At 70.2% G+C, this 23531-nt stretch carries 23 protein-coding genes; 5 read left to right on the top strand and 18 right to left on the bottom strand.

The annotated features are described in order from the left end of the window. Window positions 1-7: 7 nt before the first annotated feature. Together EJC77_RS02280 and EJC77_RS02275 are read right to left on the bottom strand one after the other, a co-directional pair. Complete coding sequence (locus EJC77_RS02280; RefSeq protein ID WP_125609960.1) at window positions 8-442, bottom strand: MmcQ/YjbR family DNA-binding protein; 435 nt, start codon at window positions 440-442, stop codon at window positions 8-10. 142 nt (window positions 443-584) lie between these two features. After that, window positions 585-1568, bottom strand: a complete 984-nt coding sequence (locus EJC77_RS02275; RefSeq protein ID WP_125609959.1) for a 3'-5' exonuclease — start codon at window positions 1566-1568, stop codon at window positions 585-587. Between the two features lie 170 nt (window positions 1569-1738). On the opposite strand from EJC77_RS02275, the gene EJC77_RS02270 reads away from it, so the two are divergent. After that, the gene (locus tag EJC77_RS02270) at window positions 1739-2419 is read left to right on the top strand and encodes a VTT domain-containing protein (protein WP_240629662.1); all 681 of its coding nucleotides are present in this window, start codon (window positions 1739-1741) and stop codon (window positions 2417-2419) included. Between the two features lie 169 nt (window positions 2420-2588). On the opposite strand, the gene rdgB is transcribed toward EJC77_RS02270, so the two are convergent. Together rdgB and rph are read right to left on the bottom strand one after the other, a co-directional pair. Further along, entirely contained in the window at window positions 2589-3209 is a 621-nt protein-coding gene (gene rdgB, locus EJC77_RS02265; protein WP_125609957.1) for an RdgB/HAM1 family non-canonical purine NTP pyrophosphatase, read from the bottom strand. Further along, a complete protein-coding gene (gene rph / locus EJC77_RS02260; RefSeq protein ID WP_125609956.1) occupies window positions 3209-3955 on the bottom strand; it encodes a ribonuclease PH in 747 nt (248 codons plus the stop codon). The genes rdgB and rph overlap by 1 nt, the downstream gene beginning before the upstream one ends. 416 nt (window positions 3956-4371) lie before the next feature. Between rph and EJC77_RS02255 the strand changes: the two genes are divergently transcribed. Next, on the top strand, window positions 4372-5283 hold the full coding sequence (locus tag EJC77_RS02255) for a G1 family glutamic endopeptidase (RefSeq protein WP_125609955.1): 912 nt from the start codon (window positions 4372-4374) through the stop codon (window positions 5281-5283). A 9-nt stretch (window positions 5284-5292) separates the two neighbouring features. Here the strand turns inward: EJC77_RS02255 and EJC77_RS02250 are convergent, their stop codons facing one another. The 4 genes from EJC77_RS02250 to clpS form a co-directional block, all read right to left on the bottom strand. Continuing rightward, a complete protein-coding gene (locus EJC77_RS02250; RefSeq protein ID WP_125609954.1) occupies window positions 5293-6174 on the bottom strand; it encodes an MBL fold metallo-hydrolase in 882 nt (293 codons plus the stop codon). Further along, window positions 6171-7115, bottom strand: a complete 945-nt coding sequence (gene murI / locus EJC77_RS02245; protein ID WP_240629680.1) for a glutamate racemase — start codon at window positions 7113-7115, stop codon at window positions 6171-6173. Before murI ends, EJC77_RS02250 begins: the two co-directional genes overlap by 4 nt. Window positions 7116-7287: 172 nt before the next feature. After that, window positions 7288-7854, bottom strand: coding sequence for a DUF2017 domain-containing protein (locus EJC77_RS02240; protein WP_125609952.1), 567 nt, complete (start codon window positions 7852-7854; stop codon window positions 7288-7290). Further along, window positions 7847-8152, bottom strand: a complete 306-nt coding sequence (gene clpS, locus EJC77_RS02235) for an ATP-dependent Clp protease adapter ClpS (RefSeq protein ID WP_125609951.1) — start codon at window positions 8150-8152, stop codon at window positions 7847-7849. The genes EJC77_RS02240 and clpS overlap by 8 nt, the downstream gene beginning before the upstream one ends. Window positions 8153-8190: 38 nt before the next feature. Between clpS and EJC77_RS02230 the strand changes: the two genes are divergently transcribed. Both EJC77_RS02230 and EJC77_RS02225 read left to right on the top strand, forming a co-directional pair. Then, window positions 8191-9543: a nicotinate phosphoribosyltransferase gene (locus EJC77_RS02230; protein WP_205786785.1), complete on the top strand. Its 1353-nt coding sequence runs from the start codon at window positions 8191-8193 to the stop codon at window positions 9541-9543. Between the two features lie 18 nt (window positions 9544-9561). Continuing rightward, window positions 9562-10158: an isochorismatase family protein gene (locus EJC77_RS02225; protein ID WP_125609950.1), complete on the top strand. Its 597-nt coding sequence runs from the start codon at window positions 9562-9564 to the stop codon at window positions 10156-10158. A gap of 392 nt (window positions 10159-10550) precedes the next feature. Here EJC77_RS02225 and EJC77_RS02220 read toward each other — a convergent pair whose 3' ends face one another. The 8 genes from EJC77_RS02220 to EJC77_RS20255 all read right to left on the bottom strand — a co-directional run bounded on the left by EJC77_RS02220 (window position 10551) and on the right by EJC77_RS20255 (window position 20426). Beyond that, the gene (locus tag EJC77_RS02220; RefSeq protein ID WP_125609949.1) at window positions 10551-12326 is read right to left on the bottom strand and encodes a DEAD/DEAH box helicase; all 1776 of its coding nucleotides are present in this window, start codon (window positions 12324-12326) and stop codon (window positions 10551-10553) included. Between the two features lie 100 nt (window positions 12327-12426). Then, complete coding sequence (locus EJC77_RS02215; RefSeq protein ID WP_125609948.1) at window positions 12427-12735, bottom strand: DUF3039 domain-containing protein; 309 nt, start codon at window positions 12733-12735, stop codon at window positions 12427-12429. 82 nt (window positions 12736-12817) lie between these two features. Then, complete coding sequence (nagB, locus tag EJC77_RS02210; RefSeq protein ID WP_125609947.1) at window positions 12818-13600, bottom strand: glucosamine-6-phosphate deaminase; 783 nt, start codon at window positions 13598-13600, stop codon at window positions 12818-12820. A 108-nt stretch (window positions 13601-13708) separates the two neighbouring features. Beyond that, on the bottom strand, window positions 13709-15280 hold the full coding sequence (locus EJC77_RS02205) for a transporter (protein WP_125609946.1): 1572 nt from the start codon (window positions 15278-15280) through the stop codon (window positions 13709-13711). Then, on the bottom strand, window positions 15262-16056 hold the full coding sequence (locus EJC77_RS02200) for an ABC transporter ATP-binding protein (RefSeq protein WP_125609945.1): 795 nt from the start codon (window positions 16054-16056) through the stop codon (window positions 15262-15264). Before EJC77_RS02200 ends, EJC77_RS02205 begins: the two co-directional genes overlap by 19 nt. A 53-nt stretch (window positions 16057-16109) precedes the next feature. Further along, window positions 16110-17219 carry an NADH:flavin oxidoreductase/NADH oxidase gene (locus tag EJC77_RS02195; protein ID WP_125609944.1) on the bottom strand — a complete coding sequence of 370 codons (1110 nt, stop codon included), beginning with the start codon at window positions 17217-17219 and terminating at the stop codon, window positions 16110-16112. A 4-nt stretch (window positions 17220-17223) separates the two neighbouring features. Then, window positions 17224-18159, bottom strand: coding sequence for a tetratricopeptide repeat protein (locus tag EJC77_RS02190; protein WP_125609943.1), 936 nt, complete (start codon window positions 18157-18159; stop codon window positions 17224-17226). A gap of 116 nt (window positions 18160-18275) precedes the next feature. Further along, window positions 18276-20426 carry a relaxase family protein gene (locus tag EJC77_RS20255; RefSeq protein ID WP_164520281.1) on the bottom strand — a complete coding sequence of 717 codons (2151 nt, stop codon included), beginning with the start codon at window positions 20424-20426 and terminating at the stop codon, window positions 18276-18278. Window positions 20427-20625: 199 nt separating this feature from the next. On the opposite strand from EJC77_RS20255, the gene EJC77_RS02180 reads away from it, so the two are divergent. Then, window positions 20626-21930, top strand: a complete 1305-nt coding sequence (locus EJC77_RS02180; RefSeq protein ID WP_420820289.1) for an AI-2E family transporter — start codon at window positions 20626-20628, stop codon at window positions 21928-21930. On the opposite strand, the gene EJC77_RS02175 is transcribed toward EJC77_RS02180, so the two are convergent. Next, on the bottom strand, window positions 21905-22720 hold the full coding sequence (locus EJC77_RS02175) for an alpha/beta hydrolase (protein ID WP_125609942.1): 816 nt from the start codon (window positions 22718-22720) through the stop codon (window positions 21905-21907). The genes EJC77_RS02180 and EJC77_RS02175 overlap by 26 nt on opposite strands. Before the next feature lie 10 nt (window positions 22721-22730). Further along, entirely contained in the window at window positions 22731-23063 is a 333-nt protein-coding gene (locus EJC77_RS02170) for an ATP/GTP-binding protein (protein WP_125609941.1), read from the bottom strand. Between the last annotated feature and the right edge of the window lie 468 nt (window positions 23064-23531).

The raw sequence follows: 23531 nt of genomic DNA, 5'->3' as shown, positions 1-23531 counted from the left end.
CCTCTGCCTATCCGTGTTCTTTGGGCGGGCGCGGGGCCGGGGACGGCCCGGCCGGCGACCCCTGGCTGTCCAGCCGCCGGATCAGCCGCGCCGGCGCGATCCGCCGGTAGGAGCTGTCCAACAGTTCGGCGATCTCCTGCCAATCCGGTTCGCCAACGGACAGGTCCAGCCCCACCCAGCCGTACGGGCCGATGTAGGAGGGGACATAGAAACGGGGGTCTGCCAGCAGTGCCTCCCGTTCGTCCCCGGGCGGCAGAACCTGGATTGAGTCCTCACGGGGCCGGCTGGACTGCCCCTGGCCGAAATGGGCGAAGATCTTGCCGGCACGGAACGTCGGCCGTCCGAAGGCCTCCTTCTCAATCGCCTCGGGGAACTGCAGGCAGAGGGCGCGCAACCGCATGAGGTACGGGTCGTCGTGGTCGTACATCCGGGGATGCGGCATGGCCCGAGCCTATCCCCACGGCCTCCCCCCGCTCGCAGACTCGACCACCGGTGGTCGAGCCTGGGCCCACGGCCGCGAGGGGCCCCGACCGAGCTTGCGAGGGCGGGGAGCGGCTGGGGAGCGAGACCCGTCAGCGGGCGGGCTAGACCATCTGCATGAATTCACCCTCGGAGAGGACCTCGATGTGCTGGCCGCGGCGCTGCAGGTCGAGCACCTTCGCCGCCTTGGACGTGAGCCGGCCCGTGCGCAGGTCGGCGGCCACGAACCCGCTGCCAACCACGAGCACGGTCGTCTTGCGCGTGACGCTGCTGGCCGGCTGGGCGCCCGCCGCCGCCGCACGGGCCTTCGCCTCCGGCCGGGGCAGATCCAGGTTGCCCGTGAACACGACCGTCTGGCCGAACAGCGGGTGGGCGGGATCGGCGGCCGGATTCGGTTCCGGGTTGGGCCCCTCGGTCACCCAACCCGGGCGGCCAGTGGACGTGCCGGGCGCCGCTCCCCCGGCCAGCCGCTCCAGCGCGGACCGGGTGGCCTTGGACAGCCCGTCCACCGCCGGGTCATAGCCGTCCGTGTGCGGGAGGGCCAGGCGCATGGCGGCGAACACCTCGGCCACGGACGTGGCCCCGTGCTTGGACGCGATATCGACGAGGATGCCGGCGCACGCCCGGGCGTCCTCGGTCGCGTCGTGGTGGTTGACCAGCGGGACACCGGCCGCCTCCGCCACGAACGGCAGCGAATAGGACGGCAACGAGTAGCTCTTGCGGGAGAGCACGACCGTGCAGGCGTAGTCGAAGCCCGGCCCCGGCAGCCCGGAGACTTCCAGGGCCGAGCGGATCACGCCCAGGTCGAAGGCGGCGTTGTGGGCCACCAGCGCGTCCGCACCGATGAAGTCCCGCATGGCGCCGAACACGTCGCCAAACCGCGGGGCCACGCGCACGGCGGCGGCCGTGATGCCGTGGATCGCCACGTTGCGCGGATCGAAGTGGTCATGCCCAGCCGGTGGGCGCATGAGCCAGTACGCCTCATCGACCACCGCCCCGTCGCGAATCTTCGTCAGGCCGACGGAACAGGGCGAACCCCGGAATCCGTTCGCGGTCTCAAAATCGATGGCGGTGAAGTCCAGGGGCACCCATCAAGGGTACCCCCGGACTCCCGGGATGATCCGCCGCGGCCCCGGGCCCCGGACGGTGACACGGAACACGGCGCTCCCGGAGCGGACTCCACCCCTGGTCGGAGGACCGGTCGGGGAGGGTGCCGTAACCTTAATGGGTGATACATTCTGCCCTCAGTGACCTTGCCGTGCCCGCCCTCGTAGGGCACGGCGTGGCCCCGACGGGCTTGCTGCCCCCGTGGCTGGACCCGATCCACATCCTCGACAACCCGGCCCTCGGCTTCTGGGTGGTGGTCATCGCCTGTGCGATCATCTTCGCCGAGACCGGCCTGCTGGTCGGCTTCTTCCTGCCCGGCGATTCCCTGCTGTTCACGGCCGGGCTGCTCGTCTCGACGGGCAAGCTGCCGGTGAACATCGGCGTGCTGCTGATCCTGCTCATCGCCTGCGCGTTCATCGGCAACCAGGTGGGCTACCTGATCGGCGCGAAGGCCGGCCCGGCCATCTTCAATAAGCCAGACTCGAAACTGTTCAAGCGCGAACATGTCGAAAAAGCGCATGCGTTCTTCGAGAAGCACGGCGGCAAGGCACTGGTGCTGGCCCGGTTCGTGCCGATCGTGCGCACGTTCGTGCCCGTGGTCGTGGGTGTGGCGGGCATGAACAAGCGGCATTTCGCGATCTTCAATGCCGTGGGCGCCGTCCTGTGGGCCGGCGGCGTGACGCTGCTCGGCTTCATCCTGGGCGACAGGTTCCCCTGGGTGCAGAAGAACCTGGACATCATCTTCGTCCTGATCGTGCTGCTGTCGATCATCCCGCTCATCATCGAGGCCGCCAAGGCGTTCCTGGGCCGGCGCAAGGCCGCGCAAGACTAGGACTTTTCCAAGGTACGACGACGGCAGGTCACCTTTCGCGCGAAAGGTGACCTGCCGTCGTCGGTGGTTGAGCTTGTCGAAACCAGGATCTCGACAGGCTCGATCACCGGTGGTTGAGCTTGTCGAAACCAGGATCTCGACAGGCTCGATCACCGGTCGACAGGCTCGGTCAGCGGTCTTTCAGCGCCGCGACGATGTGCGGCAGCAGTGCCCGGAACGCGTGGCCGCGGTGGCTGATGGCGTTCTTCTCCCCGGGCGCCAGTTCGGCGCAGCTGCGCACCATCCCTGCTGGTTGGAGGATGGGGTCGTAGCCGAAGCCGCCGTCACCGCGCGGCGCCTCCAGCAGCGTTCCCTCGAGCGTCCCCTCCCGCACGACGTCCAGGCTGCCGTCCGGGCTGGCCAGCGCGGCCGCGCACACGAACCGGGCGCCGCGGTGCCGCGGGGCGATGTCGGCCAGCTGCGCCAACAACAGGGCCAGGTTGGCGGCGTCGTCGCCGTGGCGTCCGGCCCAGCGGGCCGAGAAGATGCCGGGCGCGCCGCCGAGCACGTCCACGGCCAGTCCGGAATCGTCGGCGATCGCCAACACGCCGGTAAACCGCGCCACGGCGGCCGCCTTCAGGCGGGAGTTCTCCGCAAAGGTGATCCCGGTTTCCAAGACGTCGGGCGCGCCCAGCGCACCGGCGTCGACCACGTCCGTGTCAACGTCAAGTCCGGGCACCTGCCCGCGCAACAGGTCGCGCAGTTCGCGCAGCTTGCCCTGGTTGTGCGTGGCCAGCACCAGCCGGGGCATCAGGCGCCCAGGGTCTCGCGCTGGATGTCCGCCAGCTGGGCCGTTCCGATGAGGGCCAGGTCGAGCAGCTCGTTGAGCTCGTCGCGGTCGAACGGCGCACCCTCCGCGGTGCCCTGCACCTCGACGAACTTGCCCGAACCGGTCACCACGACGTTCATGTCGGTCTCGGCGCGCACGTCCTCCACATAGGGCAGGTCGAGCATGGGGACACCGTCGATGATGCCGACCGAAATGGCAGAGACGGAATCGATCAGCGGGTTGGCGCTCTTCGCGATCAACTTGTGTTCCTTGGCGTACCGGATGGCGTCGGCGAGGGCCACATAGGCGCCCGTGATGGCGGCCGTCCGGGTGCCGCCGTCGGCCTGCAGCACGTCGCAGTCGAGCACGATGGTGTTCTCGCCGAGCGCCTTCGTGTCGATGATGGAGCGCAGGGAGCGGCCGATCAGGCGGGAGATCTCATGCGTGCGCCCGCCGATACGGCCCTTGACGGATTCCCGGTCCGAGCGGGTGTTCGTGGCGCGCGGCAACATGGCGTATTCGGCCGTGACCCAGCCGGTGCCCTCGCCCTTGAGCCAGCGCGGCACACCGGCTGTCAGCGACGCCGTGCACAGCACGCGCGTGTTGCCGAACTCGATCAGCGCCGAGCCCTCCGCCTGCTTGGACCAGCCACGGGTAATGCTGATGTCGCGGAGCTGGTCGGGGGTGCGGCCGTCGGCGCGCAGGATTTGGGTCTCGCCAGATGTCATGGGTACAAGCCTAGCGGCCGAGGGGCCCCGGGGACGAAGAGGGGAGGGCGCTGGGCGGGATCGAATCCGGGCCGGTGCAATTGCGTCAAATCCACCGCACCGCTACCCTCCGGTACCATTGACAACCGGCTCGGCCCCGGCCGACTGTTAAGGGAGTTTCTGCAGGTGGCAGGAACGGCACCCGGCATCGGTCTCAGGGGGTGGTTGGCGGATGACGAAGGTCTCGCGACTCATCATCACCATGGCTGCGGCGCCTTGACCCACCGCGGATTGGCCGGCATCCACCCCAGGGTTCGCGCCGCCCGGGCGGCCAGGTCCTGACGTCACCGCATGACCGTCCCATACCCCGCCCGTCGCCTCGCGACCTCTTTTCCCGTATCCCATTGTCTTGCCAGGCATTACCGAGGAGTTTCGCCATGTCCAAGCACACGTTCGGTTCCGTCGATGTCCACACGTACCCGCTGCCCCCGGCCGGTTTCGACCCGTTGCAGGCCTCCACGGAGGAGCTGGAGCGCCACGGTTTCCCGCGCCGCCCCGACCCGGTCGCGAGCCCGCACGCTTCGGCCAGGTGGGTGAAGGCGATGGGCCAGTACGGCGGCTTCGAGCACATCGAGCCGCAGTTCAACGCACTGGAGCACCGCCAGCGGCCCAACGCGCGCACCGCCCCCGGCACGCAGGGCCAGGTCAACGCGACCTCCTCGAACTGGTCCGGATCGGTCCTGTTCATCGGCGCCGGCGACACGTTCACGTGGATGTTCGGCTCGTGGTCCGTCCCGCACGCGTACGCCACCCCCAACTTCAACGGCACCGAGTACTCCTCGGCCTGGCTCGGCCTGGACGGCGACGGGTCGAACGACGTCATGCAGGCCGGCACGGAAACCGATTCGGACGGCACTTGCTACGCCTGGTTCGAGTGGTTCCCCAACTTCTCGATCGGGATCAACAACTTCCCCATCGTCCCCGGGGACGTGGTGTCGCTGCTGATCTGCGCGACGGATTCGACCGACTGCTTCGTCAGCTTCGGCAACCTGACGTCGATGCAGTACACCAGCTTCTCCTTCACCGCTCCGGCCGGGACCACGCTGGTGGGCAACTGCGCGGAGGCGGTCGTGGAGCGCCCGGGCGTCAACGGCGCACTGGCCGAACTGCCCCGCTACGGCGAGGTCTTCTTCGACGACACGACAGCCTACTCCGCCAATGGCGGCACTTTCCCGATCGGGTTGGGGACGCCCATCTCGATGGTGGCCGACGACGGCACCACGGTCATCTCGGCACCCACCTTCGAGGCCGACACGGACTCATTCAAGGTGTCCTACACGGGTCCCTGAGGAGGCACGCTACGAGCGGCGCTCCTGCGCCGGGCGGATGAGGGACACGGGCGCCGTCGGCAGCGACTTCGGCGTACCCAGCTGGTCGCCGGACCACACGCCGTAGGTGACGCCGGAGACGGCGACGGCGATGCCGCCGTCGTACGCCGCCTTCGCCTCCGACACCACCGTGTTGATGTCGGTCCAGACCGGTACGTGGGTGAGCAGGAGACGGTCGACGGCGGCGGCCCGCGCCGCCTCCCCGGCGCGCTTACCCGTCAGGTGGACCCCCTCGATGGCGTCGTCGCGCCCCTCCTGGAACGCCGCCTCGCACAGGAACATGTCCGCGCCCAGGGCCGATTCGATCAACTCGTCGCACGAGTCCGTGTCACCGGAGTAGGCCAGCACGGACGTGCGCGCGCCGCCGTCCGCGAGCGGTTCGACCGCCTCCACGCGCAGGGCGTACGACTCCTCGATGGGGTGGCGCACCGGAAAGGGGGTAATGCGGAACGGGCCGATCGTGACCGGTTCGCGGGGCACCCAGGACCGGAAATCGAAGTCCGCGTGCATGCCCGGATCCAGCGGCAGCCCATACGCCGTGGCCATGCGGTCGGCCGTGGCCGCCGGACCCCAGACGAGCATCCGGTCCCGGCCCCACCCCTCCGGGTCCCAACGGATGGCCACGTGCATGCCGCACAGGTCCATGCAGTGGTCCGGGTGCAGGTGGGAGATGAAGATCCCGTCCAGGTCCTTGATGTCCGTGTACCGCTGCAACACGCCCAGCGCGCCGCTGCCCAGGTCCAGCAGGATCCTCCACGTGCGGTCACCGTCGTGCGCCGTCAGCAGGTAACACGACGCCGGCGACCCCGGCCCGGGGAATGACCCCGTGCAACCGATGATGGTCAGTTTCATGCGCGCTCCCCCATGGCGGTGCCCGTCCCGTTGAGCACGAAATTCGAGATCCGCGGCGCGCCGGCCCCGGACCGGGCGGCCGCGACCATGTCCGGGGTGATCCGGGCCATCGACCCGGTCGGGTAGTGCGCGGCGACGTGCGTGACCTGCTCCACGCCGCGCACCTCCGGCCCCAGGAAGCGGCGGGCGAGCACGCCGAAGCTTTCGGCGTCGCCCGTGGACAGGAAGTTGTGCGTGGGCGGTTCGTCGGTGACGCGTTCGAGGTCGTGGCTGACCAGCGCCCGGTACACGTCCTTGGCCGTCTCCTCGGCACTGGACACCAGCGTCACCGAGTCCCCCATGACGTAGGAAATCACGCCGGTGAGCAGCGGATAGTGCGTGCAGCCCAGCACGAGCGTGTCCACGCCGGCGCCCTTCAATGGCGCCAGGTACATCTCGGCCGTGGACAGCAGCTCGGGCCCGGCCGTGACGCCGGATTCGACGAAGCGCACGAAGTCGGGGCACGCGGCCGAGGTGATGCGCAGGTCCGGCGCCGCCGCGAACGTGTCCTCGTAGGCACGCGACCCCACCGTGGCGACCGTGCCGATGACCCCGACCCGGCCCGTGCGCGTCGCGGCGACGGCGCGCCGGACGGCCGGCTGGATCACCTCGATGACGGGGATCCCGTGGCGGGCCGTGTACCGTTCCCGGGCGTCACGCAGCACGGCCGACGAGGCGGTATTGCAGGCGATGACGAGCAGCTTCACGCCGGAGTCCACCAGCTCATCCATGACGCCGAGGGCATTGGCGCGCACCTCGGCGATGGGTAGCGGGCCATACGGACCGTTGGCGGTGTCGCCCACATACAGGATGGATTCGTTCGGCAGCTGGTCGATCACGGACCGGGCCACGGTCAGCCCGCCCACGCCCGAGTCGAAGATGCCGATGGGTCGCACGGACATGTCGTCCGCGCCAGGCCCGGGGACGGGCCGGGTCGCCGGCTGCGTTGGATCGACAGGGGAAGAGCTCATGATCGTCTCAGGATAGATGGTTTCGGCCGGGCGGGTGAACTCGCGGCCTCGTGGGCCTGGTCACAGTCGGATTTGTCACATCGGACGGTGCCGGCCGCCCACCTCACTTGGCCGTGTTGAGCTCGTGCAGCATGGCCTGGACGATCGATTCCTGCAGCCACGTGATGAAGTTGTACACCAGGGACAGGTAGCTCTCCACGTCGTCGGCCTTCGACCAGTCGGTCACCCCGTGCACCCGGTCGGCGTCCTCCTCGTCCTTGATGGCAAGCCGTTCGGCGAGCACCAGGCGCACGTCGTTGAGCGCCATCGACCACAGCTTCGCGTGCTCGGCGTCCAGCACGATCTTCTCCGACTCGAGGTCCAGGGACGCGGCCCGCAACGCCCCGACCTTGCTTTCGCGCAGCGAGCGTTCGGTGAGCTGTCGAAACTCAAGGGCGGCACCGGCGTCGTCCCTCACCACATCCGGCAGCAGCCGGCGCAGCGCCGGATCGGTGGGCGCCTGGACGTCGAGGTCGAGCCCGATCAGCGCCGCCAGCGGGTCGGCGTCGGCCGGCGTCTGCGGCTCCAGCATGCCGATGAGGTCGGCGAACAGGTTGCGCAACAGCTCCCGCTCGGCCCGTTCCAGGTGGCCGGTGATCCCGCGCCGGCCGGACGTGAACGCCTTAGCCACCCAGTCCGCCCTTCTGCACCGTGGCCCACAGCCCGAACCCGTGCATGGCGACCGCGTGGGCCTCCATCTTCTCCTTGCTGCCATGCGCGACGGCGGACTTGCCCTCGCGGTGCACCTGCAGCATGAGCGTGGCGGCACGCTGTTCCGAGTACCCGAAGTAGGACTGGAAGACGTAGCTCACGTAGCTCATCAGGTTCACGGGATCGTTCCACACGACCAGTTCCCAGGGGATCTCCGGGGCGTGGTGTTCATGGGTGGAAAGATCCCGGTCGGCCGCCGGGAGGGTACTGACACTCATGTGTCCATTCTAGTGCGGGGCACACTAGAGTAAATTTCGTGACCACGTCATCCACCTGGGGCCACCCCCGCGCGTCCCTGTTCACGGACCACTATGAGCTGACCATGCTGGAGGCGGCCCTGCACTCGGGCGCGGCACATCGGCGCAGCGTGTTCGAGGCGTTCGCCCGGCGCCTGCCCGACGGCCGGCGATACGGGGTGGTCGGCGGCACGGGGCGCCTGCTCGAGGGCCTGGAACACTTCCGGTTCGGTCCCGACGAACTGGATTTCCTGGCACGCAAGCGCGTGGTCAACGACGAGACGCTGGACTGGTTGGCCGGTTTCCGGTTCAGCGGCAACATCCACGGCTACGCCGAGGGCGACGTCTACTTCCCCAACTCCCCCATCCTGACGGTCGAGTCCACGTTCGCCGAGGCCTGCATGCTGGAGACGTACGTGCTCTCGGTCCTCAACCATGATTCCGCCATCGCCTCGGCCGCGTCCCGCATGATCGGCGCCGCCGGCGGTCGACCCTGCATCGAGATGGGCTCGCGGCGCACGCACGAGGAGTCCGCCGTGGCCGCGTCCCGGGCCGCCGTCATCGCCGGGTTCGCTGGCACGTCCAACCTGGAGGCCGGGTTGCGCTACGGGGTGCCGACCCTGGGCACGGCCGCGCACTCGTTCACGCTGTTGCACGACACGGAGGCGGAGGCGTTCCGCGCCCAGGTCGAGTCGCTGGGCTCCGGCACCACCCTGCTCGTGGACACCTACGACGTGGAAAATGCCGTCCGGCTGGCCGTGGACGTCGCCGGAGCCGCCCTCGGCGGTGTGCGTCTGGACTCCGGCGACCTGTTGGCCCAGGCGCACGAGGTCCGCGCCCAGTTGGATGCGCTCGGCAACACGAACACGCGCATCACGGTCACCAGCGACCTCGACGAATTCGCCATCGCCGCGCTGGCCGCCGCCCCCGTGGATTCCTACGGCGTGGGCACATCCCTCGTCACCGGCTCCGGCGCGCCCACGGCGTCGATGGTCTACAAACTGGTGGCGCGCGAGGGCGACGACGGCGAGTTCGTGTCCGTCGCCAAGGCCGCGAAGAACAAGGTCAGCGTCGGCGGCCGCAAGGTGGCCATGCGCCGGCTGAACGCGCGCGGCATCGCCACCGCCGAGGTCGTCGGCATCGGCCACGCGCCCGGCAACGACGGCAATGACCGGCCGCTGCTGCACCAGTTCGTGCACGACGGCGTGCTGGCGCCCGGTTGGACGGGACCGGAGGGTGTGGCCCGGGCCACCGCCCAGCACGCGGCCGCCATGGCCGAACTGCCCGGTGCCGCGCGCCGGCTCCAGCGCGGCGAACCGGTCATCCCGACCGAATACGAGGACAACGTCACCAGCCCAGCGCCGGCAAAGTAGTCACAGGAAGGCACCACCATGGGAAAAGCACTCATCATCGTCGACGTCCAGAACGACTTCTGCGAGGGCGGCTCGCTGGCCGTCGAGGGCGGGGCCGCGCTCGCCGCGGAGATCAGCGAACTGCTGGAAACCTCCCGGTACGACGTCGTGGCGGCCACGCAGGACTGGCACGTCGACCCGGGCGGCCACTTCTCCGACACCCCCGACTTCGTGGACAGCTGGCCCGTGCACTGCGTCGCCGGCACGAAGGGCGCGGCACTGCACCCGAACCTGGACACCGAGAGCATCGACGCGTACTTCCGCAAGGGACGCTACGATGCCGCCTATTCCGGTTTCGACGGGTTGCTGGCCCCCGCGGACGAGGTCCCCGTGGGTGAGCGGAAGCCCGGGGAGGACGCCCAGAACGACGAACCGGCCATCAGCCTGGACGAATGGCTGCGTGACAACGACGTGGACGACGTCGTCNGTGCTGCGGGACTACGTGGCGGGCGTGGACGAGGCAGCCAGCGAGAAAGCACTCGAGGAGCTGGCGGACGCCGGCGTCGAGGTGCGCTAGCCGCAGCTACGTCCGAGGGCGTGCCATTCCGGCCCGGAACGCAATCGAGTGATCGATAGATTGGGGTGGGAGGTCCGCCCACCCCGATGTATCGATCACTCGATTCCGCAGGACGCCTACACCCGGGGAAAATATGCGTCCCGGACAAGGAATCCGGGCTGNGTGCTGCGGGACTACGTGGCGGGCGTGGACGAGGCAGCCAGCGAGAAAGCACTCGAGGAGCTGGCGGACGCCGGCGTCGAGGTAAAGTAGCCGCCACGGCTGCGGAGCCGGCGTTTTTTGTAGGCGGCGTCAAAGGACTCGTAAGGCCGCCCGCGGCCGTCGAGGCCCTAGCCGCCGGAAAAACGGCGGGCCGCAGCCTGGGTCTCGACAGGCTCGACCAGCGGGGTCTCGACCGGCGCGACCAGCGGGGTCTCGACAGGCTCGACCACCGACAGGCTCGACCCACCGGCTACTTCCGGCCGACGAACCAGTCCTGGAGCTTCTTCAGGCGCTGTTGCAGCTGGGATTCGTTCGCCTGCGCCACGGGCGGTCCGCCGCAGATGCGCCGCAACTCGCTGTGGACCACCCCGTGCGGCATGCCGGAGCGGGCGCTCCACGCCGACACGTTCTTGGCCAGGTCGTTGCGAAGGTCCATGAGCTGGCGGTGGTCGACGACGGCGGGCGCCTCCGGCTCGGCGGGAACGGAACCGGACGTCCGGCGCTTGCGCGTCTGCTGGTCGGCCTGGCGCTGGCGCAGCAGCACGCCCACCTGGTCGGCGTCCAGCAGCCCGGGAATGCCGAGGAAGTCGAGCTCGTCGTCGCTGCCGATCGCGCCGCCGGTGCCGAACTCGCCGCCGTCGAACAGCACCCGGTCGAACGCCGCCTGGGATTCCAGCGCCTCGAACTTCATCTTCTCCAGTGAATCCGACGCCTTCTCGGTCCGGTTCGCCTCGAGCATCTCGGCGTCCTCGGTGGCAAACCCGTCGGGATCCGCCTCCGGCCGGTCCAGGGCATGGTCGCGCTCGAGTTCCAGCTGGTTGGCCAGCAGCATGAGGTTCGGCACCGACGGAAGAAACACGGACGCCGTCTCGCCGCGCTTGCGGGCACGCACAAAACGGCCCACGGCCTGGGCGAAGAACAGCGGCGTGGCCGTCGAAGTCGCGTACACGCCCACGGCCAGCCGCGGCACGTCGACGCCCTCGGACACCATGCGCACGGCCACCATCCAGCGCTGCTCCCCCTCGGAGAACGCCTCGATCTTCCCGGACGCCTTCGCGTCGTCGGAGAGGATGATGGTGGCCGACTGGCCCGTGATCTTCTTCAACTGGCCGGCATAGGCTCGCGCGTCGTCGTGGTCGGTGGCGATGACGAGCCCGCCGGCGTCGGGCACGGCACGGCGCACCTCGGTGAGCCGCTTGTCCGCGGCGGCCAGCACGGCCGGGATCCATTCGCCCTGCGGGTTCAGCGCCGTCCGCCAGGCCTGCGCCGTGATGTCCTTCGTGACCTGCTCGCCCAGGGACGCGGCTATCTCCTCGCCGGCGCTCGTGCGCCAGCGCATCTGGCCGGAGTACGCCATGAACATGACGGGCCGGACCACGTGATCCTTGAGCGCCTCGCCATAGCCGTACGTGTAGTCGGCGCGGGAGCGGCGGATGCCGTCGCGGTCCTCCGCGTACTCCACGAACGGGATGGCGGCCGTGTCGGAGCGGAAGGGCGTCCCGGTCAGGGCCAGCCGGCGCGCGGCCGGCTCGAACGCCTCGCGGATGCCGTCGCCCCAGGACAGCGCGTCGCCGCCGTGGTGGATCTCGTCGAGGATGACAAGCGTGCGCGCCGCCTCCGTCTTGGCCCGGTGCAGCAGGGGCTTGCTGGCCACCTGGGCGTAGGTGACGGCCACGCCGCGGTACGCCGCCCCGTGCTTGCCGTCCGCGTTCTTGAAGTTCGGGTCGATGGCGATGCCCACACGGGCGGCCGCGTCGGCCCACTGGCGCTTCAGGTGATCGGTCGGGGCGACGATCGTGACCCGGTTGATGGTGCCCCGGTTGATCAGCTCGGTGGCGATGTGCAGGGCGAACGTCGTCTTGCCGGCGCCCGGGGTGGCGACCGCCAGGAAGTCCTGCGGCTCCCGCGCGAAGTACTTCTCCATGGCCTCGGCCTGCCAGGCACGCAGCTTCCGGGCCGTCCCCCACGCCGCCCGCTCGGGGTACGCGGGGGGCAGCGACGGACCGCCAAACAAGGTCTCAGTCAAAGGGTCTCCGTCACGAAAAACCATCCCCCATCGGGTCAGTCACTTGTTTTCGGGCGCGCAAAAAGTGCCGGGGCGCCCACGGCCATCCAATACCGGGAGGTTATTTCTTCGGGCCCTTGTCCTTGCCGGGGCGCAGGCCGTCGTAGATCTCCTTGCACTCCGGGCAGACCGGGAATTTCTCCGGGTCGCGCCCGGGCGTCCAGACCTTGCCGCACAGGGCCACCACGGGCTCGCCGGTGAGGGCGGACTCCATAATCTTTTCCTTGCGGACATAGTGCGAGAACCGTTCGGCGTCGCCGGGTTCCACATGCTGGCGCAGTTCCTCGCGCTCAATGGTGGCCGTCGATCCGCCAGGCCCGCCCGGGCTCCGCATCGGATCGTTCTCGAAGGGGTCTGGTGGCAGGCTCATGCAACCATTCTAGCGGGTACGACGGCGGTCGGTGCGGTGGGCTGCCCACCGCACCGACCGCCGTCGTACGTCAAAAGCGGCGTCACAGGCCCTGCCAGGCGGGCTTCGTGGCGTAGGTGCGACGATAGTAGTCGGCGAGGCGCAGCGCGGACGCGGCGGCCTCGTCGACCAGGATCGTGGCGTGCGGGTGGAACTGCAACACGGAGGCGGCACAGATCGCCGCCACGGGGCCCTCGACCAAGTCGCGCACGGCCGCGGCCTTGCCCTCGCCGGTGGCGACCAGGACCACGTGCCGGGCGTCCATGATGGTGCCCAGGCCCTGCGTGACGACATGGTGCGGGACGTCGTCGATCGAGTCGAAGAACCGGGCATTGTCCGCCCGGGTCTGCTCCAGCAGCGTCTTGATGCGGGTCCGGGACGCCAGCGAGGAGCCGGGCTCGTTGAAACCGATGTGCCCGTCCGTGCCGACGCCCAGGATCTGCAGGTCGACGCCGCCGGCGTCCTTGATGGCCTGCTCGTACGCGTCGCAGGCGGCCAGGACGTCCGCCGCGGCGCCGTCGGGGCCGTGCACGTTTTCCGGTGCGATGTCGACGCGGTTCGTGAACTCGCGGCGGATCACCTCCCGGTAGGACTCGGGGTGGCCCGGCGGCAGCCCGACATACTCGTCCAGGGCGAAGCCGTGCGCCTGCGTGAACGACAGGCCCTCCTCGTCGTGGCGGCGGGCCAGCTCGTCGTAGATGGGCAACGGGGAGGATCCCGTGGCCAGTCCGAGCACGGCGTTCGGCTTGCGCCGCACCAGTGCCTCGATGGCGTCGGCGGCGAGCGCCCCTATCTCCTTGCTGCTGGGGAGGATGATGACCTCCATGAAACACGTTCCTTTCACGCGCGACAACAGTGGGCAACTGCGGGGCGACGCTGGTCCGCAACCTCGAACATAGCGGACCCGCCCGGCATGTGCCAGACGGGGCCACCGCTACGCGTTGCGGGACACCGCCAGCAGCAGTTCCGGCGCCCGCCTGTCGTAGATCCGTCCGCCCAGGCGCAGCCCCAGGACCAGGAACAGGGCGCCGAGGACGAGCGCGGCGGCCAGCGCCAGCCACGCCCACAGGATCTGGCCGGTCGCCAGCGCCACGATGACCAGCACGGCCTCCGGCAGCACGAGCACGGCCATCCCGGCCATGCCCGCCAGCTGGACCAACACCGTGGCGAGGTTGTTGCCCGGCCGCGACTTCAGCGGGCTGTCGCCGGGCAGCGGCACGTTGTAGGTAAACTGGGCGGAGAAGACGCTGGCGATGCCCAGGCCGCTGCCGGCCACGCCGAGCACCAGCGCCAGGGTGCCCGGCAGATGCCACCAGTTGCCGCCCAGGATCGCCCCGGCGATGGCGTAGACGGCACCCAGCGGCACCGCCAGCAGGGCGCAGGCCAACGCCCGCCCGGCGCGGTCGGCGAAGCCGCCCACACCGCTGGAGACGTGCAGGGCGAACGCCGTGTTGTCGTAGGAGATGTCGGCGGAGATCGACCACACGATGAGGAACACGGCCAGGCTGCCGGCGTAGCCGAGCACCGACAGCGTGCCGGCGGAGATGCCGGCGAACGACAGCACCACGGGCAGCAGGAAGCCGATGACCAGGCCGGCCGAATACCGCGGGTCCCGGAACCAGTACGTCAGGGCCCGGGCGGCCACGGCCCCCGTCGGGGTGCCCGGGAACCGGCGGAAGAAGCCGGTGTTGCCCGCGGCCCGGCTCTTGCCGGCGTTGTAGGCGGGCGTGACGAGGGCCTGGGCCAGGCTCGCCTTCCACAGCCAGGCCAGCGCGGCCGCCGTCGCCAGCGCCACGAGGAACTTGGCCGCGGCCGTGCCCGGGGAGCCCGCGGCGAGGTCGCCCGGCACGGCCCAGACCGCGCCCAGCGGTGTCCACGACAGGGTGCCGGCCAGCGCCGGCAGGTACGCCCGCAGGTTGGTCACACCGGTGCTGACGCCGGCGATGATCGGGCCCAGGCACACGAGCGGGGCCAGCAGCACGATGCCGCTGACGTCCTTGAACCGCCGTGAGGCGGCCAGGGACATGCTGGCCGCGGTCATGGCCCGCGAGGCGACGATGCACGTCAGCACCGCCAGCACGGCACAGACGACGGCGGCGCCGGCCGCCAGCGGATGCCGCCACCAGGCCACCACCGTGCCGAGGGACGCCAGCAGTGTCACGGCCGCCGGCACGCCGACGAAACTGGACAGGGCCAGCCCGACCAGCAGCGACCGCATCGGGATGGCGTACGTGGTAAACCGGGCCGGGTCCAGGGTCATGTCGACACCGGAGGCGAGCACCGGGATGAGCAGCCAGCCGAGCAGGACGGCGGAGCCGCCCAGCGTGATGACGAGAGCGGCCAGGGACGCGTCCTGGGTGCTCAGCAGTGCCATCCCGATCCACAGCATCACCAGGATGAACAGCCCGTAGGCGGCGCCGAAGATGATGCCGACCAGCTGCATCGGGCTGCGCCGCAGGGAATTGCGCAGCAGCGCCAGCTTCAGCCTTACGAGGTGCGCAACCATTGCAGCCCCGTCGAGTGGTTGCGCCCGCCCACGAGCGCCACGAACCGGTCCTCCAGGCTTTCACCCGAGCGGACCTCGTCCACGGTCCCGGCCGCCAGCACATTGCCGGCGGCGATGACGGCCACGTGGTCGCACATGCGCTGGACCAGGTCCATGACGTGGCTGGAGACGATCACGGTTCCCCCGGAGGCGACATAGCCGTCGAGGATGTCGCGGATGTTCGCGGCGGAGATCGGGTCGACCGACTCGAAGGGCTCGTCCAGGACCAGCAGTCTCGGGGCGTGGATGAGCGCGGACGCCAGCGCGATCTTCTTCGTCATGCCGGCCGAGTAGTCGACCACCAGGGTGCCGGCGTCCTTGGCCAGGTCCAGGGTCGCCAGCAGGTCCGCGACGCGCTCGGCGACCGTGTCCCTGTCCATGCCGCGCAGCAGGCCGGCGTAGGTGACCAGCTGCTCGCCGGAGAGCCGGTCGAACAGGCGCACGCCGTCGGGCAGGATCCCCATGAGGCGTTTGGCCTCCAGCGGCTGCTCCCACACGTTGATCCCGTGCACCCACACGGCCCCGGCGTCGGGGCGCAGCAGGCCGGTGGCCATCGACAGGGATGTGGTCTTGCCGGCGCCGTTGGGCCCCACGAGCCCGTAGAACGACCCGGCGGGCACGTCGAGGTTGATGCCGTTGACGGCCACCTTGGGCCCGAAGGTCTTGGCCAGCCCGCGCAGTGCGAGCGCGGGCGGCGGGCCGGGCGGTGGGGTGTCATTCAGCAAGGAATCAGGCATACGGCCACGCTAACAAAGGGCGCGCGTCGATCGAGACATCCGAAAGGATGACTTCAGCGCCACCAGGCCGCCCGCTCGTATTGTGGCGCCCACGGCAGTTCCGTGCCGAGCTCGTGCGCGGCCCGCTGCCACCAGTGCGGGTCGCGCAGTGCGCCGCGGCCCACCAGGACGGCGTCGGCCGCCCCGTCCCGGATGACCCGGTCGGCCTGGGCGGCGTCGTCGATGAGTCCGACGGCGGCCGTCGGCACGCCGGCACGCTCCCGGATCGCCCGGGCGAAGGGGACCTGGTAGCCGGGTTCCACCGGGATGGCGGCGGCGGGCACGGCCCCGCCGGTGGACACGTCCACCAGGTCGACGCCGCGGGCGGCCGCCGCCCGGGCCAGGCGGACGGCGGCGGCGGCGTCCAGCCCGCCCTCGACCCAATCGGTGGCGGAGACACGCAGCAGCACCGGCATGTCCCCGGGCACGGCGGAGCGCACCGCATCGACCACGGCCAGCGTCAGGGCGAAGCGGCGCTCCTCGTCCCCGCCCCACGCGTCGGTGCGCGTGTTGACCAGCGGCGAGGCGAATTGGTGCAGCAGGTAGCCGTGCGCGCCGTGGATCTCCACCGTGTCGAAGCCGGCCCGGACGGCGCGCGCGGCGGCCGCGGCGAAGTCGGCGATGACGGCCCGGATGTCCTCGTCGGTCAGGGCGCGCGGGGCCGCATAGGAGCCGAACGGCTCGCCGGTCGGCCCGAGCGCCTGCCAGCCGTGCTCGGTGGCCGGGACGCTGCCGCGCTGCGCGGCGAACGGCCAGTACGTGGACGCCTTGCGGCCGGCGTGGGCCAGTTGGACGCCGATCTTCGTCCCCACGGCCGAGGACCGGTGGACGAAGTCGACGATCCGGGCCCACGCCGTGGCCTGCTCGTCGTTCCACAGCCCGGTGTCACGCGGGCTGATCCGCCCGGCCGCGTTGACGGCGGTCGCCTCGGTCAGGATCAGGGCGGCACCGCCGACGGCGAACTGGCCCAGGTGGACCAGGTGCCAGTCGTGCGGCACGCCGGGGGCGTCAACCGGGTCACAGGAGTACTGGCACATGGCCGGCACCCAGCCGCGGTGCGCAAGCACCAGGTCGCGCAGGCGCAAAGGTGCGAAAAGGGCCGGCGCCCGGTGCTGATCCCGCATCGGGCTAGAACAGCGCCCGGGCGAGGGCCTGGCGGGAGGCCGACACACGCGGGTCGGACACCCCGATCACGTCGTACAGCTCAAGGAGCCGCACGCGCGCGCTTTCGCGTTCCGGGCCGAAGTGGCCGGCGATGTACGTCACGATCCGGGCGAGCGCGTCCTCCACGTGGCCGCCGGACACGTCCAGGTCGGCCACGGCCAGCTGCGCCTCGAGGTCGTCCACGTCGCCGGCCGCGCGGGTGCGCACCTCGGCGGCCTGGACGGTGTCGAGGACGGCCGTGCGCTTCATCAGGTGCACCTGCGCCAGCCCGACCTTCGCGTCGGTGTCGGCGGGCATGTCGGCCAGGGCCTTCGTGTACGCCTCCTCGGCCACATCCAGGTCACCGGCCTCGATGGCGTCGAAGGCGGCCTGATGCAGCGGCGGAAGCGGCGGCGGGGTGTCCTCGCCGCCGCCGCCCAGCGTGCCGGTCACGCCATTGCCGGCGGCGACCTTCAGCAGCTCCTCCAGGAACCGGCGGATCGCCTCCTCGGGCAAGTCGCCCTCGAACAACGGCACCGGTTGCCCCTTGACGAGCGCCACGACGGTGGGCACGACGGCGACGCCGAACGCCTGGGCGATCTGCGGGCTCGCGTCCGCGTCGACCCGACCGAGCACGAGCCGGCCGTTGTACTCATTCATGAGCGTCTCGAGCACGCCGTTGAGCGCGGCCGACTGGGCGGAGCGCCCCGAACCAAGCGACACGACGACCGGCACCTGGGCCGAAAGGTTGACGAGTTCCTGGAAACCGGCCTCGTTGACGTCGACGGCGTACTGGGACGCACCGGATCCGGCGGCACCCCCGGCGTCGGCGGGCGCGGCGGGACGGTTCTTCAATGCGGAAAGGTCGACGGCGCCGCGCAGGTTGATGCCGGCGGCCGGGTTTACGCTGTTCTGGCTCATGAAACCACTCTATCCGGGCGCGCCGGCGCCCTCCCGCACCGGGAGGGCGCCGGCGCGATCCTGCGTTCCGACTGTTATGTGAACACTCTTACGTGGGCGCCGTCACGTGGGCGCTGTCACTTGAACTGGGCCCCGACGAGCCCGCGCCCGGCCGCGACGATCGTGACCTGGGCCTTGTCCGCGGCGGGCGGGATGTACATGACGACCGGTTCGGCGAACGTTTGCACGAAGCCCTTGGTCGTCTCCTTGCCGCCGGTGAAGACGGCCGCCTCGGGGCCGATCTGCAGCTTGGCGTCGGTCTTCGGGGTGATGTCCACCCCGAACGTGTAGTCGGCCACCACCAGGGCGCCGCCGTCGGCGGTGGCAAACGTGCGCAGCGATGCCGGGTCGGCCTTGTGGCTGAACACGAGCGTCGCGTCCGGGGACGTCTTCTTCAACTCCGCCTGGTAGTCGGCGACGGCCTTGACGAAGACGCTGTCCTTGAACGACGCCTTCCACTTGCTGTCGGACTTCACCAGCACGTCGCTGAGCGCGCTCACGGCGTTGTTGGGACTGAGCACCAGCCCGTTGTCGGCGCCCGCCGGCACGGGCGCGCTGCCCTGGTTGTCCACCTTGGGGAACGTCTGGCCGGGCAGCAGCTCCGTCGCCTGCACGAGCTTGTAGTTGTCGCGCGGCGTGGCCTGGACCAGCGTGAGCAGCTGCGGCAGCGGGTTTTTGTCGCCCTGCGTGACGGCCATGACGGCGCGCGGCCAGGACGGCTGCGTGGTCACGGCGCGCGTGAGCAGCTCCGTGTTGGCGACCGGCGGCAGGGCCGCGTAGCCGGACACCTGCGACCGGATCTTGTAGTTCGCCGTGCGCATGGCCAGTGCCGAACCGGCCACCCGGGAATCGAGCTCCTTGGCGTTCTTCGCATTGTCGCCGGTGCCGACGGTCGTCGCCACGGCCGACAGGATTCGCGTCAGCTGGCTGTCCAGCAGCACGGTCGTGCCGGGGGCGGGGGCGGCGGTCGTCGCCTGGGTTGCGGTGCCGGTCGGGCTGGCCGTGCTGGAAGCAGTGCTTGAGGCCGTGCTGGATGCAGTGCTTGAGGCGGCGGGCGTCGTCGGGTCCGCGGCGACGGCGGGGCTGATGCCGCCGGCGGCAAGGACGACGGCGACGGCGGCGCCCCAGCGCACCTTCCGGGACGTCGCGGGCCGGGACACGGCATGGAAGAACGATTTTCCGGTGTCCTCGTTCTTGGGCGCGTCGCCGGGCTTGGGCGCGTCGCCGGATGTGGCACCGCTGCCGGTGGGGCCGCCGCCCGCGTTGTCGTCGGGGCCGTCATCGGGGCCGTCGTGGTGGGTGTCATCCGAGCCGTTGTTGCCGGAGTCGTTGTCCTTGGCGCGCTTCGTGCGTGCCTCCTGCCCGTCCAGGCCGTGCACGGCGCCGGCCAGCGGGATGCTCGTCGTGCCGTCGGCGTGCGGCCAGTGCGAGCCAGGCTCCCCCGGGCCCCCGGCACCGTCGGCTGGAACGGCCGGGCCGCCGTCGTGCTGTCCTCGGGCCGGCACACGGGTGCCGGCAATCGTCTTGGGGGCGTTCGCCCTGCCACGCGCGGCCACGATCTTGTCCACCGCCACGGTGCCCGCGGCCGGGTCGGCCGGTTGGCGGGCGGCACGGCGGCCGCCCTCGGGTGCGGCCTTGGGCCGGATCAGGAACAGCAGCGCGGCCAGCACCAGCGCGATGGAGCCGAACACCATCAGCGGCACGGCCCAGGGAGTGCTGTTGTCGTTGGGTGTGGTCACGGAGATGTCCGTCGGTGCCGGAGCCTTGCCGTCCGAGAAGACGAGCAGGGCCCAGTCATTGCCGTGCCCGGGCGCGTGCCAGGTGTAGGTCAGCTCACCGGTGCCCCCGTCCTGGCTCACCCACATGTCCGACCCGCTCGGGTTGGGCACGGTGGCCGGGCCGGCGCTCGTCGAGGTGTTGACTTGCCTGGAGTCGTCACTGAGCCCCGTCAACGTCTGGTGCGAGGCATCACCAACCCATCCGGCCACGTCCCGTTCCCGGCCGACGGCGACCTGGAAGGCGCCCTTGGACCGAAAAGTCAGCGTGACATTGCCGTCCTTGGCGTTGAGCACGGCGGGGTCGACCACCGTCAGGGGGACGGCCTTCGCGGGCGCGGCGGCGGTGGCCGTCAGCGTTTCCGGCGGCAGCCAGACGGTTCGCTGACCGATGCCCGCAGCCAGCAGCAGCAGGCCCACAATGGCCAGAACGATTGCAATCTTTGAACGCAAGAAGTTACCTAACATCGGCGGACAGTTACTCGGATCCACTCTTAAGGGTAACGGAATCGTTACAATCGGGGCAGTTTTTGCGGTGATCATCACACCCACCGGCCTTCCGGCACCAGCGCGGCGGCGCTGGTAGTCTCGGATCCATCATCCGGGCCGGGCCCGCCCGCGCCCCACTCGCAACGTAAGGCAGAACCCGCACGTGACTTCCACCCCCGACCCGGCCCCCCCGTCCGATCCGACGCCCGGCGGGGCAGATGCACCCGAGGAGTCGGCGGGTGCGGACGCGACCGAAGCCGGACCGGCGTCGCCCGACCCGGCCGGCCGGGAGTCGTGGACGCACCGGGTGTTGCACCAGGTGTTGCGCCCCATTCCCGGCGCCCAGCCGCGGGTCCGCTTCGAGATCCCGGCCGAATACGCCGAGGCGGCCGCCGAGGAGGCGGCCGCGGCGCAGGAGCGCAGATCGGCTTCACTCATGCAGAAGCCCATTTACCTGGGATTCATGGGCACCGTCGGCGTCGGTGTGGCCCTGTTCCTCTACGTCATGTTGCAGAACACGACCCAATTGCTGCTGTGGATCGTGGCCGCACTGTTCATCGCCCTGGGCCTCGATCCCGTGGTGCGCTGGCTGGAGCGGCGCAAGGTCCCCCGGCCCTTGGGCATCATCGTGGTGCTGGCCGCGCTGTTGGGCCTCGTCGCGGCGTTCTTCGCCACGCTGATCCCCACGATCATCGATCAGACCACGCAGCTGATCTACAAGGCGCCGGGCTGGATCACCGGATTCCTGAATTCCGATTTCTTCCACCGCCTCGACACCCAATACCACGTCATTGACACGATCAACGCCCAGGTGGCGAAGTTCTTCCAGAACGCCGGGGCCGTCGGGGGCATCTTCGGCGGCGTGGTGGGCGTCGGCTCCACGATCGCGAACGCGCTGTTCGGCACCCTGATCGTGCTGGTGTTGAGCCTGTACTTCCTCGCCTCGTTGCCGGCCATCAAGATGTGGGGCTACCGGCTGGCGCCGCGCTCCCGGCGGGCCCGGGTGGAGGAACTGGGCGAGGAGATCACCCGCGGCGTGGGCAACTACGTGATCGGGCAGGTCTGCGTGGCCGTCGCCAACGCCCTGTACGCGTTCATCGTGATGAGCGTCCTGCGCACGCCGTTCAGCGTCCTGCTGGCGTTCATCGTGGCGCTCATGGCGTTCATCCCGCTGGTCGGCGGCATGATCGCCGCCGTCATCGTCATCTTGGTCGAGCTGACAGTGGGCTGGCAGGCGGCGTTGAGCTTCGCCGTGCTCTACTTCGCCTACCTGCAGTTCGAGGCGTACTTCATCTCGCCGCGCATCATGAGCCGTGCGGTGGCCGTCCCGGGCGCCGTGGCCGTGATCGCCGTCATCGCCGGCGGCAGCCTGCTCGGCGTCCTCGGCGCCCTGATCGCCATCCCGACGGCGGCCGCCGTCATGCTGCTGGTCAAGGAGGTGTTCATCGCCCGGCAGGACAAGCTGTAGGGTCCGGCGCCGTGGCCACGGGCCCCGCCCAGTGCGTCGCCAGCGGCGTCCCGGGGCAGCCGATGGCCGCAAGGATCTCATTGAGGGCCCGGCCGGCATACTTCTCCCCCACCCACAGGTGGCGGGCCCCGTCCACGGCGATGACGCGGGCCTGCGGCACGGCCGCGAACCGCGCGCGGGCGGCCTCCGGCCGCAGGTAGTCGTCGTGCTCCGGGACGAGCACGGTCAGCGGCTTGCCGGACACGGCCCAGGCGGCGAGGTCGGCATCCGTCGCCCTGTGCAGCGGCGGCGAGAGCAGCACGGCCCCCTCAACCTGGCCGGCGATGGGGGCCAGGGCGCCGTATTTGAGCACCAGCTCCGTGCCGAACGACCAGCCCACCAGCCAGCGGTTGGGCAGCCCGCGATCCACGGCGAATTGCACGGCCGCGGCCACGTCGGCGGCCTCGGCGACCCCGTCGGAGAAGGAGCCGTCGCTGGTCCCCCGCGGCGATGAGGTGCCGCGGGTGTTGAAACGCAGCACGGCCACGCCGGCCAGTGCCGGCAGCCGGTAGGAGGCCTTCCTGAACACGTGCGAATCCATGAAACCGCCGTGCGTCGGCAGCGGGTGGAGGGTGATCAGCGTGGCCCGGATGATCCCGTCGACGGGGACCGCCAGCTCACCGACCAGGGTGAGCCCGTCCGCCGTCGTCAGTTCGATGTTCTCCCGCACGGCCGGCAGGATCGTTGCCGCACGCACCGCGACGGGCGCGCCGGAGTCGTGGAAGGCCAGGGAGGCGGGGTCGAAAACCATGCCTTCCACCTTAGCGGTACCGGTAGCTGCGCCCCCGCCAGCAGTTCTCATGCCAGTGCCGCCGGTCCCGCATGCCGGCCTCGGCGCCGAACATCGCATCCTCCTGCCAGACGACCAGGTGCGGCACGCCCGGCTGGATCGGATGGTTGCATCCGGGACAGGTGTACGCCTTCTGCGCGTTCCCCGCCGTGACGGGCCGCACCATCCATTCGCCGTCCGGCGCTGACTGGCGCTGTGCGAACCCGTTCCGGGCCCGGTCCAGGTCCAGTTCCGCCGGCTCTGCCCCGTATTTGCCCCCGCTTCCGGGAGGACGGTGGCGGCGCGGACGGTTGCTACGGGGCATCTCACCATTGTGCCGCACGGGCGCCAACGGCTCATGCCCCACCCGCGTCCCCGGACACCGGGCCCGGGTCCGCCCCTGACACACCCGTTCCGCAACTGGTGGGCAGCAGATGTCGAAAATCCGGGCAAAACGGCCCGAAACCAGCATTTACCGCCCACTCGTTCGAGATCGGACACCTACTGTCCACTGGTTCGCCAGACGCCGGCAGCGGGCGCGGTCGTCAGTTGGACCATCCACCCAACCGGAGCGGTGTGTAAGTGTGGCGCCGGGAAAGCCTGCCTGCCGCCGTTGAGCAACGTCGAACAGTCCCGGCTATCCGCCTCCACACGCCGATCGCCCTGTCCGACTCCGGTCAAATGAATACCCCATCCCCAGATAATGCACGTTTCCGCAGCATAATCTGCATGATCTGGGGAATTGCCACCGGCGGGGTCCGGCACACCGCGAGCGGGAGGGTCCCGAGACGGT

This window comes from Specibacter cremeus (genome assembly GCF_003946885.1).
GTDB classification, from domain to species: Bacteria; Actinomycetota; Actinomycetes; order Actinomycetales; family Micrococcaceae; genus Specibacter; species Specibacter cremeus.
This window is presented reverse-complemented; position numbering and strand designations above follow the sequence as displayed.